Genomic DNA, 13,046 nt, shown 5'->3' on the forward strand with positions numbered 1-13,046 from the left:
CGGGCACGCTATCACCGGCACCAGCCGGAGCGGGTCACACCGCGTCGGGCGCGGGCTCCTCGGTCAGCAGGTCGAGCAGCAGCGCGGCGGTCCAGCTGAATGCCGGCGAGCCCAGCCCGGCACTGGTGTCCGGATGGAAGTACTCGTGGCAGCCGGCCCCGGCGACCAGACCGATCATCGACTGGCGCAGCCCGGCGGCCAGCTCGGGATGCCCGTGCGCGAGCAGCCCGCGCCGTACCAGCCACCCGACGTTCAGCCAGCTCGGCCCGCGCCAGTAGCGCAGCGGCTCGAAGTCCGGCGCGGTCCGGTCGTAGCTGGGCAGCGGTCGGTCCATCCGCCGAGCCACCCCGAAACGCGCCGACCGCGCCTCGACGACCAGCGCGTCGGCCTGCCGGGTCGGCAGGTCGGGCAGGATCAGCGGTGCCAGCCCGAGCACGGTACGGGCCGGGATGAGCCGGTCTGTGCGCAGGTCACGGGGGGCGAACGTACCTGTGGTCGGGTCGTACAGCCGGCGCACCACGGCCTCGGTGATCCGCGCGGCGCGGGCCCGGTGTGGCCCCGGGTCGGCGCCGACCAGCGCGGCGATCCGGGCCAGCGCGTGTTCGGCCGCCCCGAACGCCGCGTTGAACAGCGGGCACTCCACCAGGAACGGATGCCCGTCGGCCAGGTCCCGGTCGCGGTAGCCCCGGTCCCGGTAGGCGGCGACGATCGCCAGGTAGCGCGCGTAGTCCAGGTCCGTGGGGCGGTGCGCGGCGTCGGCGTGCGCGGTGTCGTGCCGGCGGTACGCGCGCATCACCGCCGCCTCGGCCGGCACGGCGGCCATCGGCTCGTCCCAGGCCGGGCTGTTGTCCAGACCGGACTCCCACGGGTGCACGATGCACACCAGCCCGTCGCCGGTCAGGTCCCGCCGGTCGGCCAGGTAGCGCTGCTGGGCGACCAGCGCGGGATAGAGCCGACGCAGCGCGGCCAGGCCGGCCGGATCAGGCGCCCGCCGGTACGCCAGCCAGGCGGCGAGCGCGTGCACCGGCGGCTGGACCAGGCCCGAGGTGTCGACGGCCGGCGCGCCCTCGGCGCTCGCCGAGCGCCACAGCTCCGGCCCCGGGAAGTACGCGCCGACCCGCATCGCCGGGTTGAACACGATGTGCGGCACCCGCCCGTCGGCCCACTGCGCCCGGAACAGGCTCGCCTGCTCACGCCACGCCCGCTCGGGACGGACCTGGGCCAGCCCGACGGCGATGAACGCGGAGTCCCAGCTCCACTGGTGTGGGTAGAGCGTGCGCGACGGCACGGTGTGGTCGTGCTCCCAGTTGGCGTCGAGCGTGGCGACCGCGAGCCGGCGCAGCCCGGCGAGATCGGCCGGACCGCCGGTGCGGGTCGGAACGGCGGTCATGCCGCGGCCCGTCGCGGCAGCGCGTGCCGCAGCACCGTGGCGGCCTGCTGGAGGGCGCGGACCGGGTCGCCACGCAGCCGACACTCCAGCGCCAGCCAGCCCCGGTAGTCCAGCTCCAGCAGGGTCCGCACCAGCGCCGGCCAGTCCAGGTGCCCGGCACCCGGCTGGTACCGGTTGGAGTCGCTGACCTGCACGTGCCCGAGGTACGGCGCGGCGGAACGCAGCGCCCGGGGCATGTCGTCCTCCTCGATGTTCATGTGGAAGGTGTCGGCGACCACCCGGACCGAGGGCAGCCCGACCGCCGCGCAGAGCGCGACCGCCTCGTCGAGCCGGTTGACCATGTGGTCCTCGTACCGGTTGAGGGGTTCCAGGAAGAGGCTGACCCCCTCGGCCCGGGCATGCTCGCCCAGCGCGCCGAGGGCGTCGAGGAGCACCTGCCGGTCGCCGGTCGGCTGACGCGGCGGTTCGAACGGCGGCAGCCGCCGGGAGAACATCCCCCAGGCCGCCGGGGTCATCGCCCCGACGCCGCCCAGCTCGGCGATCACCGACAACTGGGAGCGCAGGTTGCGCACCGCGTCGGCGGACCGGGCCGGGTCGAAGTCGCCGATGAAGTGGTCCATCTCGACGCAGACGGTGGGCATCACCACCCCGGCGGCGCGGGCCCGGCGCAGTTCGGGCAGCCGGCGGGCGAACGCGAGGTCGCCGCGCCCGCGCAGCTCGATGCCCTGATAGCCGAGGGCGGTGGCGAGGGCGTACTTCTGGATCAGGTCGGTGCCCGGCAGGAGCTGTTCCTGGCAGGCCAGCGCAATGGTGGTCATGAGAACCTCAACACCACTTGAAGGACGTCACCGGCGCCGCGGTCGAGCAGCGCGAGGGCGTCGGCGACCGCGCTGGCGTCGACGATGTGGCTGACCAGCGGCAACGGGTCGACGCTGCGCTCAGCCACCAGTTCCATGAAGGTCTGCGCCACCCGGTCGCCGGTCCACCGACCGGCCATGCTCGGCGCGGGGGTGGGTCCGGAGACCTGGGCGGCCACCAACTGGATGCGGTTGTGGTGGAACTCCTCGCCGAGGCCGAGCCCGTCGGCCTGGCCCTGGTAGAAACCGGCGGCCACGACGCGGCCGGCGTGTGCGGTGGACCGGATCGCCTCGTGCAGCGCCGGGTACGCCCCGGACAGCTCCAGGCAGACGTCCGCGCCCCGGCCGCCGGTGGCCCGGCGCAGCACGGCGGCGGCCGATTCGGCGCCGGCGTCCACTGCGGACCGGGCACCGTAGCGGGCGGCGTGCTCCAGCCGGTCGGGCATCCGGTCGACCGCCACGACCCGTGCGCCGGAGAGCACCGCGAGCCGGGTGGCGAGCAGCCCGATGACGCCCTGCCCGAAGACACCGACCCAGTCGCCGAGGTGCAGGTCGGCGGCGAGCACGGCGGTCAGCGCGATGGCGCCGGGCCGGGCGAAGACGGCGGCGAGCGGGTCCAGGCCGGCGGGCAACGGGTGGACCACCTCGGCGGCCAGTACGGCCTCGAGGCGGTGCCCCCAGATGCCCCACACCAACTGGCCCGGGTGCCGGTCGGTGACCTCCGGGGCCACCTCGACGATCTCGCCGACCTCCTCGTAGCCGAAGCCGATCAGCGGGTAGGGCACCGGGGTCTGCCGGGGTACGAACATCCGGGCGGCGTCGTCCCAGTCCTTGCTGAGCCGTGGATTGCTGCCCCGGTAGAGGGTCAGCTCGGTGCCGGCCGAGATGCCGGAGTAGCAGGTGCGGACCCGAACCTGGCCGGGGCCGAGCTGATCCGGCGGGCAGGGCTCGAGGCTGATCCGTCGAGGCCCGGCGAGAGAGACAACCCAGTTGCCCATGAGTCACATCCCGGTAGCACTGGGTTCCAGGATAGGCAAAAAATCGCTATATGTCTTGCCATTAATCAATCGAAGGCGTTGAATCCGGCATGTACCCTTCGAGAGGAGTGCCACCGATGTCAGCACCTCCGAGGCGGATACTCGCCACCACCTTGATCCTGGCACTTACCGCGTCCACCCTGCTGGCCTGCGGCGATGACGAGTCGGACAGCAGCAGCAAGAAGATCACCGTGTGGAGCCTGGAGGACGTGGCCGACCGGGTCACCGCCACCAAGGCGATCATCGCCGACTTCACCGCGAAGACCGGGGTCCAGGTTGAGCTCGTCACCGTCAACGAGGACCAGTTCCCCTCACTGATCTCGGCCAATGCCGCCGCCGGCGACCTGCCCGACGTGGTCGGCTCGGTCTCCCTGGCCGGCATCCGTACGCTCGCCGGCAACGAGCTGCTGCACGCCTCGGCGAACGCGGAGGTCGTCGACAAGCTGGGCCGGCAGACCTTCTCGCCGCGAGCGTTGGAGCTCACCTCGGACGACGGCAAGCAGCTCTCGGTGCCCAGCGACGGGTGGGGCCAACTGCTCGTCTACCGCAAGGACCTGTTCGCCGCCGCCGGCCTGCCCGCCCCCGACACGTACGAACGGATCACCACCGCCGCGGCGAAGCTGAACACCGGCGGCGTCGCCGGGATCACCGCGGCGACCGCCCCCAGCGACGTGTTCACCCAGCAGACCTTCGAGCACCTGGCGCTGGCCAACGGCTGTCAGCTCACCGACAACTCCCGCGCCGTCGCCCTGGACTCACCACAGTGCGTCGAAGCGTTCCGCTTCTACGGCGACCTGATCCGGAACAGCTCGGTGAAGGGCGCCCAGGACGTGGACACCACCCGCGCCACCTACTTCGCCGGCAAGGCCGCCATGGTGGTCTGGTCGCCGTTCATCCTCGACGAGCTGGCCGGGCTGCGCAACGACGCCAAGCCGACCTGCCCGCAGTGCCAGGCCGACCCGGCGTTCCTCGCGAAGAACAGCGGGTTCGTCACCGCGATCAAGGGCCCGAACGGCACCGAGCCGGCCCAGTACGGCGAGATCAGCTCGTGGGCGGTGCTGGACGGCGCGGCGACCGACCCGGCGAAGTCCTTCGTGGAGTACATGCTCAGCGACGGCTACCCGCGCTGGTTCGGCATGTCCCCCGAGGGCCGCTTCCCGGTGCGCAAGGGCACCCAGGCCGAGCCCGAGGCGTACCTCACCGGCTGGAACACCAGCCAGGCCGGCGTGGACGTGAAGAAGCCCCTTGCCGACGTGTACGGCGAGGAGGTGCTCGCCACGCTGCGCCGCAGCCCGGACACCTTCCAGCGCTGGGGGCTCACCCAGGGGCAGGGAAAGCTGGTCGGCGCCATGCTCGGCGAGTTGCCGGTGCCCAAGGCGTTGAACGACGTCATCTCCGGCAAGTCCGACGCGGCGGCCGCCGCCGGTCGGGCCAAGAAGGACGTCGAGGCGATCAAAGCGGGCGTGAATTGACCACCACCGCGCCCGGCACCGGCCGCTCCCCCACCCGGGAGCGGCCGGTGCCGGTCCGCCGCCGCCGACCACTGACCCTGCGCCGCCGCGAGTCCCGCGCCGGGCTCGCGCTGGTCGCCCCGACCCTGCTCGTCACCATCGCGGTCATCGGCATCCCGATCGTCTGGACCGTGGTGCTCGCCTTCCAGCGGGTCCGGCTCGCCACGCTGCGCAAGACCGGGCTGTTCGGCGAGTTCACCATGGACAACGTCGACCGGGTGCTGCACACCCCCGGCTTCGCCGACACGCTGTGGATCACCCTGCTCTACAGCCTCGGCGGCACCGTCGGGTCGATCCTGCTCGGCCTGGTCGCCGCCCTGGTGGTCCGCCGGCCGTTCCCTGGCCGCACCCTGGTCCGGGCATCCATGCTGCTGCCGTACGTGGCGCCGGTGGTCGCGGTGACGTTCGTCTGGCAGGTGATGCTCGATCCGCAGCTCGGCATCGTCAACGCCTGGGGCCAACGGTGGCTCGGCTGGGACGCCCCGGTGCCGTTCCTGTCCCAGGATTCGACCGCGCTGGCCACGGTCGTCGTGTTCGAGGCGTGGCGGTACTTCCCGTTCGCGTTCCTGTTCCTGCTGGCCCGGCTACAGGCGGTGCCCGGCGAGTTGGAGGAGGCCGCCCGGGTCGACGGCGCCACCCCCACCCAACGCTTCCGGTACATCCTGCTGCCGCAACTGCTGCCGGTGATCGCCCTGCTCGGCGTGCTGCGCTTCATCATGACGTTCAACAAGTTCGACGACGTCTACCTGCTCACCGGCGGCGCGGCGGGCACCGAGGTGGTCAGCGTGCGGGTGTACGAGTTCCTCACCGCCCGGACCGACATCGGCGCCGCCGCCGCGCAGGCGGTCGTGCTGGCTGTGGTGCTCATCGTGTTCGTGCTGATCTATCTGCGCTTCTTCGGACGGAGGGTGGGCTGATGGACCGCGACGTGGTCGAGACGGTGAGCCTGCGCTGGCTGCGCCGCCTGGTGATCGCCGTGTTCCTGGTGGTCACCGTCTTCCCCTTCTACTACATGCTGGTGCTCTCGGTGCGCCCCATCGAGCGGCTGCTGCTCGACCCCGGCTCGCTGATCGTCGGCTTCGGCGAGCTGACCGTGGCCACGTACGCCGAGGTGCTCAAGGCCACCGACGACGGCGGCCAGGGGTTCCTCACCTTCATCCGCAACAGCGGTCTGGTCGCCGTGGCGGCGACCCTGCTCACCCTGGTCGTGGCGATCCCCGGGGCGTACGCGGTGGCCCGGCTGCGGTTCTTCGGCCGGCGGCAGGTGGACTTCCTGTTCCTGGCCGTCTACCTGTTCCCGTCGATCGTCATCGCGATCCCGCTGTTCGTGGTCTTCACCCGGGCCGGGCTGCGCGGCTCACTGTTCGGCCTGGTGCTGGTCTACATCTCGCAGACGCTGCCGGTCTCGGTCTACATGCTGAAGAACTACTTCGAGACCATCCCGGTCAGTCTGGAGGAGTCCGCCGCCATCGACGGCGCCGGTCGGCTCGGCATCATCCGCCGGGTCAGCCTGCCCCTCGCCATGCCGTCGATCATGGCGGTTGCGCTCTACGACTTCATGATCGCCTGGAACGAGTTCCTCTTCGCCCTGCTGTTCCTGGTCGACAAGCCCGACCGGTGGACGGTGTCGCTGGGGCTGTCCCTGCTCTCCGACGGGGTGGAGGTGCCCAAGACGGTGTTGATGGCCGGGTCGGTCGTCCTCACCCTGCCCATCGTGATCCTCTTCTTCGCCAGCGAGCGGCTGCTCACCGAGGGGCTGACCAGCGGCGCGGAGAAGGGCTGAGCCAACCGGCGTCATCGGCCGCTAAACATGCCGGCCGATGGCTCTGGTTTCTCGCGCCCGGCATCCGTACCATCGGCAAGTCCGTAAGCGCGAAGCCGAGGGGGCCGCGATGAGGCAGAGCGAGCCAAGCCGGCCGACCGATACGGCCGGCGAGGACTACACCGAACGGCTGCAACGACTCGGGGGTGCCCGCTGGAAGCGGCTCCTCGACGTGCAGGCGCCCTACCGGTGGAACCTGCGCCGGCTACGGCTGGGGCACACCCTCGACGTCGGCTCCGGCCTCGGCCGTAACCTCGCCAACCTGGACGGCAACGGCGTCGGGGTGGACCACAACCCCGCCTCGGTGGAGCACACCCGGGCGGCCGGCTTCGAGGCGTACACGGTCGAGGAGTTCTTCGGCGGCCCGCACGCCCGTCCGGGCGCGTTCGACTCGCTGCTCGCCGCGCACCTCCTGGAGCACCTGCCCGCCGAGCAGGCGCGGGAGGTCGTCTCCTCCTACCTGCCGTACGTGCGCTCCGGCGGGACCACCGTGTTCATCACCCCACAGGAGCGCGGGTACGCCAGCGACGCCTCGCACGTCCGGTTCGTCGGCTTCGACGAGGCGGCGCAGATCTGCCGGGAGCTGGGCCTGACCGTCACCCGGCAGTTCTCCTTCCCGTTCCCCCGGGCGCTGGGGCGGGTCTTCACCTACAACGAGTTCATCACCGTGGCCCGGGTGCCCTGACCCCTGCTCCCCGGGTCGCCCGCCGCGTCCCCGCAGGCCCGGTTACGGTGGCCACATGGCCAACCCGACCCGCTGGGCGACCGACACCGGCCCCGAGCACTCGCAGTGGTACATCGACCGGTTCCGGAAGCTCGCGGCTGAGGGAGCGGACCTGGCCGGTGAGGCCCGGCTGGTGGACACGCTGGTCCCGCCCGGCTCGCGGATCCTCGACGCCGGCTGCGGCACCGGCCGGGTCGGCGCCGCGCTGGCCCAGCGCGGGCACACCGTGGTCGGGGTGGACGCCGACCCGGCACTGGTGGTCGCCGCCCGCACCGACCACCCCGGCCCGCTGTGGCTGGTCGCCGACCTCGCCGAGTTGGACCTGCCGGCGGCCGGCGAGGCCGAGCCGTTCGACGCGGCGGTGCTGGCCGGCAACGTACTCGCTTTCGTAGCGCCCGGCACCGAGCCGGAGGTGCTGCGGCGGCTCGCCGCGCACCTGCGCCCGGACGGCGTGCTGGCGGTGGGCTTCGGCACCGAGCGCGGTTACCCGCTGACCGCCTTCGACGCCGACGCGGTCGCCGCCGGGCTGCGCCTGGAGCACCGCTTCGCCACCTGGGACCTGCGCCCGTGGCGCGACGACGCGGCCTTCGCGGTCACCATCCTGCGCCGCCCGGCCGCCTGACGCCCGACCCGGCTCCCGCCACGTCGCCCGACCGTCAGGCGGGGGCTGCGACGGCCCGCGCGGCGGCCGGGTCCAGGGTCGCACCGGCCGGCACCAGGCTGACCAGGCCCGCCGGCAGCCGCAGTGGGCGCACGTCGCGGTAGCCGAGCATCGGGAGCACGTCCCGGTCGGCCAGCACGTACCGCCGGCCCAGGTCGGTGACCACGGAGACCGCGCCGCCGGACGCGCCGGGCGCCGCGGCGGCCTCGACCACCGCGCCCCGGCCCGGCTCCACGACCACGTGATCGGCCAGCACGGTGCCGCCGGCCGGCACGGTGCGCGGCACGGCGGCCAGGTCCGGCAGCGGTACGCCCCACCGCACCTCGCTGGCGCCGTCGTCGCCGCTGACCCGGGTGCAGAGCGCCGCGTCGTCCCCGGCCGCCAACCGGGGCGGGGCTGGCGGCGGGGCGGTCGGACCGCTCGGGGCGAGATCGGGCACCGTGGGCAGTGCGGCGAACCGGCCCAGCGTCATCGGCTCCGGCTCGTCCTGGCTGGTGCTGGCCAGCAACAGCCCGGCCTGCAACTCGGTGATTCCGGCAAGCCCCGCGTCGAGCGCCACGGCGTACTGCCGGCCGCCGCCGGAGTTGCTCACCAGGTAGACCTGGCCGATCGTGGCACCCGGCACCCGAGTGGCGGGCCCGCCCAGGCCGGGCAGGGCGAGCGGGGCCAGGTCGAGGCCGGCGGGTAGCGAGTTGAGCAGGGCGGGCGCCACCGGCACCGCCCGGGCCCGGGTGGTGGCCAGCGCCGCCAGCACCCGGCTGGGATCGCGGATCAGGTAGCGCCGCTGATGCCAGACGAGGTGCAGACCGCCGTCGGGGCCGCGCAGCAGCAGCGCGTCGTCGCCCAGCGGCCGGCCGCCGGCGGGCTCGGTGCCGATCATCAGCGCGGAGCGGGGCGCGTCGTCGCCCGCGCCGGCCGGGATCGTCGAGCAGACCGTCCACGCTCCGGTGGCCAACCGACCCGGGGCGGGCAGCGAGTCCGGCGCGTCGGCGATGCCCAGCGGCAGCCCGCGCGGCACGCCGTCGATCGAGCGCCGGGAGACCAGCACGGTCTTCGATCGGTCCGCGCCGACGATCAGCAGCGCCGAGGCGTAGTTGAGCACCGGGTGCAGCTTCTGCTCGCGGTAGACGAACCGGGCGCCGGACTCCTTCTCCACGATCACGGCGCCCGCGTCGCGCCAGCCGCTGCCGCCCCCGGCGAACAGGCCGTAGAGCGCGAAGCCGCCCAGCCCGATCGCCGCGACCAGGACGCTGGCCAGGCCGGCGCCGGCCAACCGCCGGAACGGCGACTGGGCCGGGTCGGTCTCCCGCATCACCAGGGCGGCGACCGCCCGCTGAACGCTGAACTGGTAGGAGTGCAGCTGGTCCTGCCGCGACGGCATGGGGTCCCTCCCGGTGGATCGGCCGGCCACAGGATATGCGTTGCGTCGATGTCCCGTGGACCCTGCGTGGCGGTGACCGTGCCGACCGGTACCATCCGGGGACGAATCTGGCGGCGAGAGGGCACCCGTGGGCGCGCGTTTCGAGGAGCTGGCCTGGCGGGAGACCCCGATCGGCGCGATCAGCCTGCGCCGGCGCCGGGACCCGGCGCTCCAGGTCGAGGTGTACGAGGTCAAGCTCGACGACGAGTTCCTCATGTCCAGCCTCTTCCCCGTCGCGGAGATCGAGCTGGCCCGGCTGGGTCTGGCCGAACTGGCTGGTGACACGCTCGACGTGGTGGTCGGCGGCCTCGGGCTGGGCTACACCGCCTGCGCGGCGCTGGATGACCCGAGGGTGCGTTCACTGCTGGTGGTCGAGGCGATCGAGGACGTGATCAACTGGCACCAGCGTGGGCTGCTGCCGTTCGCGGCGGGGCTCGCCGAGGACCCGCGTACCCGGTTCGTGCGGGCCGACTTCTTCGCGGCGGTGGCCGGCGACGCCGGGTTCGACGCCGAGGCACCCGGGCGGCGGTTCGACGCTGTCCTGCTCGACGTCGACCATTCCCCGCGCAACGTCCTGCACCCCAGCCACGCCGCCTTCTACGAGCCGGCCGGGCTGCGCCGGCTGTCCGCCCTGCTACGCCCCGAGGGCGTCTTCGCGCTCTGGTCGGACGACCCGCCGGACGCCGAGTTCACCGCAGCGCTCACCGAAGTGTTCGCGACCGCGCGGGCGCACGTCGTGCCGTTCGCCAACCCGCTGACCGGTGGTCAGTCCGCCAACACCGTGTACGTCGCCCGCACCGCGGGCTGAACCGGCCCCGCGCACACCGCACGCTGAACCGGCCCGCCCGCACCGCACGCTGGGCTCGGCTCCTCGTGCTTAGCGGGCATGGTGTCGGCCGGATGGGGAACGTGGCGCGGGGGTCGCCGCATGGGCGCGGCCGGTCACGGGAGGTCGAGATGCGTGCCATGCTCTGGGTCGTCGGCGTGGTCGCCGGCGTGCTGATCCTGCTCGGGCTGATCCTCGAGGCGGTCCGCTGGCTCATCATCATCGGCCTGATCGCGCTGGTCGTGGTGATCGTGCTGGGCGTCATGAAGGGACGGCAGGCGATGAGTCACCAGGGCCGGCGGCGGTGAGGCCGGGCCCGCTCAGAACCAGTCCGCGCGCATCTCCAGCGTGGTCCGGTCCCGGCTGTCCAGCAGGTCCAGCTGCGGGCCGGTACGCGGCAGCTCGACCGTGAAGAAGTAGCGGGCGGCCTGCCGCTTTCCGGCGTGGAACGCGTCGCCGGACCCCTCCGGTGGCAGGGCCAGCACCTGCTCCAGCCACATCCACGCGATCACGACGTGCCCGACCGCCTCCAGGTAGACGCTGGCGTTGGCCAGCGCGAGCACCGGGTCACCGTCGGCCCAGAGTCGGCGGGTGACCGCGACGACCCGGTCCACCGCGCCCGCCAGCCGGTCGGCCAGCTCGGCGGCCTCGCCGCCGACCTGTCGGGCCCGGTCGAGGGTGTCGCGGATCGTCCCGGTCAGCAGGACCAGGCCGGCGCCGTCGTGCATGGTCACCTTGCGCCCCAGCAGGTCCAGCGCCTGGATGCCGTGGGTGCCCTCGTGGATCGGGTTGAGCCGGTTGTCCCGGTAGTGCTGCTCCACGTCGTGATCGCGGGTGTAACCGGCCCCGCCGAGCACCTGGATCGCCAGATCGTTCGCGGTCAGGCACCACTGCGAGGGCCAGCTCTTGGTGATCGGGGTGAGCACGTCCAGCAGCAGGTGCGCCCGCTCGCGATCGGCCTCGGCGGGGGCGGTCTTCTCCTCGTCGAGCAGCCGCGCGCAGTAGAGCACCAGTGCCAGCGCCCCCTCCACGTAGCTCTTCTGCGCCAGCAGCATCCGCCGTACGTCGGGGTGGTCGATGATCGGCACCTGCGGCGCGGCCGGGTCCTTGCCGCCGACCGGCCGACCCTGGGGCCGCTCCCGGGCGTACGCCAGGCTCTTGAGGTAGCCGGTGTAGCCCAGCGCGGTGGCGCCGGCCCCCACCCCGATCCGGGCCTCGTTCATCATGTGGAACATCTGGGCCAGTCCCTGGTGCGGCGGGCCGACCAGGTGACCGACCGCGCCGGGACGGCCGGCCGGGGTGTGCCCGCCGTCGCCGAAGCTGAGCAGGGTGTTGGTGGTGCCCCGGAAGCCCATCTTGTGGTTGAGCCCGACCAGCACCACGTCGTTGCGGTCGCCGAGCGACCCGTCCGGCCCGACCAGCACCTTTGGCACGATGAACAGCGAGATCCCCTTCACCCCGGGCGGCCCGCCGGGGATCCGCGCCAGCACCAGGTGGACGATGTTCTCGGCCAGTTCGTGATCGCCGCCGGAGATCCACATCTTGGTGCCGAAGAGGCGGTACGTACCGTCCGGCTGTGGTTCGGCGCGAGTGGTGATGTCGGCCAGCGAGCTGCCGGCGTGCGGCTCGGACAGGCACATGGTGCCGAAGAACCGGCCCTCCAGCATGGGCCGCACGTACGTGTCGACCTGCTCCGCGCTGCCGTGCGCCAGCAGCAGGTTGGCGTTGCCCAGGGTGAGGAACGGGTACGCCGAGGTGGAGACGTTGGCGGCCTGGAACCAGGTGAAGCAGGCGGCCGCGACAACGTGCGGCAGCTGCAGGCCGCCGACCGAGGCGTCCAGCCCGGCCGTGAGCAGACCGGTCTCGGCGAAGCTCTCCAGCGCCGCCCGGACCTGCGGGATCAGCCGCACTCGCTGCCCGTCGAAGGTGGGCTCGGCGAGGTCGGCGGCGCGGTTGTGCGGGGCGAACTGCTCGGTGGCCACCCGCTCGGCGAGATCCAGGGCATCGTCGAAGGTGTCCCGGGAGTGCTCGGCGTACCGGGGGCGCTCGACAAGCTTGGACACCTGCAGCCAGTCGTGCAGCAGGAAGTCCAGGTCGCGGCGGGAGAGCAGGGTGGACGGCACGGCACTCCTCATCGGGCACGGGAGTGGGTCGGTCCGGGGCGCTGCCCGGCGGCGCCCGTGCCCATCCTGGCGGATCGGCCGGATGGACACCACCGGCACCGACGGGCCGGGCAACCATCACGAACCCGGTGATCTGTCGTACCGGCCCACTAGGGTCGCTGACCGTGACCGAACCCGGAGACGTCCCGCCCGAGGTCCTCGACCGGCTGCGGCCGATCTGCCTCGGGCTGCCGGAGAGCTACGAGGAGCCAGCCTGGGTGGGCACCCGCTGGCGGATCCGCAAGCGGACCTTCGCCCACGTGCTCACCGTCGACCCCGACCACCAGGTCGCCCACGCGCGCGCCGCCGACGTCGACCGGCCGACCTGCCTGCTGATCTTCCGGTCGCCGCCCGACGAGATCGCCGGGCTCGTCGCCAGCGGGCACCCCTTCTACAAGCCGGCGTGGGGCCCGACCGTGCTGGGCATGGTCGTGGACGACGACACCGGCTGGGACGAGGTCGCCGAGTTGCTCACCGAGAGCTACTGCCTGCTCGCCCCGAAGCGGCTCGCCGCTCTGGTCGACCAGACCGGCCCACCGGCTGGTTGAGCGGCTGAACGGCACCCGCTGGGGCTGATGGTTTCGCCCGACACGGCCCGGGGATACCGCGCGGCAGGTGGTCGAGGCCGTCGGTCAC

The 13,046-nt window shown here is 72.9% G+C and carries 13 protein-coding genes; 8 read left to right on the forward strand and 5 right to left on the reverse strand.

The features are described from left to right. Positions 1–34: 34 nt before the first annotated feature. The 3 genes from OG990_RS13650 to OG990_RS13660 are packed head-to-tail and all read right to left on the reverse strand — an operon-like array spanning position 35 to position 3,245. Entirely contained in the window at positions 35–1,390 is a 1,356-nt protein-coding gene (locus tag OG990_RS13650) for an MGH1-like glycoside hydrolase domain-containing protein (protein ID WP_406080761.1), read from the reverse strand. Further along, a complete protein-coding gene (locus OG990_RS13655) occupies positions 1,387–2,208 on the reverse strand; it encodes a TIM barrel protein (protein ID WP_406080763.1) in 822 nt (273 codons plus the stop codon). Before OG990_RS13655 ends, OG990_RS13650 begins: the two co-directional genes overlap by 4 nt. Next, the gene (locus tag OG990_RS13660; protein ID WP_406080765.1) at positions 2,205–3,245 is read right to left on the reverse strand and encodes a zinc-binding dehydrogenase; all 1,041 of its coding nucleotides are present in this window, start codon (positions 3,243–3,245) and stop codon (positions 2,205–2,207) included. Before OG990_RS13660 ends, OG990_RS13655 begins: the two co-directional genes overlap by 4 nt. A gap of 116 nt (positions 3,246–3,361) precedes the next feature. Here OG990_RS13660 and OG990_RS13665 point away from each other — a divergent pair, with 116 nt between their 5' ends. The 5 genes from OG990_RS13665 (at position 3,362) to OG990_RS13685 (ending at position 7,963) form a co-directional block, all read left to right on the forward strand. Then, the gene (locus tag OG990_RS13665) at positions 3,362–4,756 is read left to right on the forward strand and encodes an ABC transporter substrate-binding protein (protein WP_406080766.1); all 1,395 of its coding nucleotides are present in this window, start codon (positions 3,362–3,364) and stop codon (positions 4,754–4,756) included. Continuing rightward, positions 4,753–5,712, forward strand: a complete 960-nt coding sequence (locus OG990_RS13670) for a carbohydrate ABC transporter permease (RefSeq protein WP_406080767.1) — start codon at positions 4,753–4,755, stop codon at positions 5,710–5,712. Before OG990_RS13665 ends, OG990_RS13670 begins: the two co-directional genes overlap by 4 nt. Continuing rightward, a complete protein-coding gene (locus OG990_RS13675) occupies positions 5,712–6,578 on the forward strand; it encodes a carbohydrate ABC transporter permease (protein ID WP_328417487.1) in 867 nt (288 codons plus the stop codon). The genes OG990_RS13670 and OG990_RS13675 overlap by 1 nt, the downstream gene beginning before the upstream one ends. Positions 6,579–6,687: 109 nt before the next feature. Next, positions 6,688–7,302 (forward strand): methyltransferase domain-containing protein, encoded by a 615-nt coding sequence (locus tag OG990_RS13680; RefSeq protein ID WP_328417488.1) that lies wholly within the window; start codon positions 6,688–6,690, stop codon positions 7,300–7,302. A 55-nt stretch (positions 7,303–7,357) separates the two neighbouring features. Further along, a complete protein-coding gene (locus OG990_RS13685; protein ID WP_328417489.1) occupies positions 7,358–7,963 on the forward strand; it encodes a class I SAM-dependent methyltransferase in 606 nt (201 codons plus the stop codon). A 34-nt stretch (positions 7,964–7,997) separates the two neighbouring features. On the opposite strand, the gene eccB is transcribed toward OG990_RS13685, so the two are convergent. Then, positions 7,998–9,383 (reverse strand): type VII secretion protein EccB, encoded by a 1,386-nt coding sequence (eccB, locus tag OG990_RS13690; RefSeq protein WP_406080769.1) that lies wholly within the window; start codon positions 9,381–9,383, stop codon positions 7,998–8,000. Positions 9,384–9,510: 127 nt separating this feature from the next. Here eccB and OG990_RS13695 point away from each other — a divergent pair, with 127 nt between their 5' ends. Both OG990_RS13695 and OG990_RS13700 read left to right on the forward strand, forming a co-directional pair. After that, positions 9,511–10,230: a spermidine synthase gene (locus OG990_RS13695; protein WP_406080770.1), complete on the forward strand. Its 720-nt coding sequence runs from the start codon at positions 9,511–9,513 to the stop codon at positions 10,228–10,230. Between the two features lie 149 nt (positions 10,231–10,379). Next, a complete protein-coding gene (locus tag OG990_RS13700) occupies positions 10,380–10,556 on the forward strand; it encodes a hypothetical protein (RefSeq protein WP_328417494.1) in 177 nt (58 codons plus the stop codon). 12 nt (positions 10,557–10,568) lie between these two features. On the opposite strand, the gene OG990_RS13705 is transcribed toward OG990_RS13700, so the two are convergent. Further along, positions 10,569–12,371 carry an acyl-CoA dehydrogenase gene (locus tag OG990_RS13705; protein WP_406080772.1) on the reverse strand — a complete coding sequence of 601 codons (1,803 nt, stop codon included), beginning with the start codon at positions 12,369–12,371 and terminating at the stop codon, positions 10,569–10,571. A 164-nt stretch (positions 12,372–12,535) separates the two neighbouring features. On the opposite strand from OG990_RS13705, the gene OG990_RS13710 reads away from it, so the two are divergent. Next, complete coding sequence (locus OG990_RS13710) at positions 12,536–12,958, forward strand: MmcQ/YjbR family DNA-binding protein (RefSeq protein ID WP_406080775.1); 423 nt, start codon at positions 12,536–12,538, stop codon at positions 12,956–12,958. Positions 12,959–13,046 lie beyond the last annotated feature (88 nt).

Source organism: Micromonospora sp. NBC_00858, from assembly GCF_045207365.1.
Taxonomy (GTDB): Bacteria; Actinomycetota; Actinomycetes; order Mycobacteriales; family Micromonosporaceae; genus Micromonospora.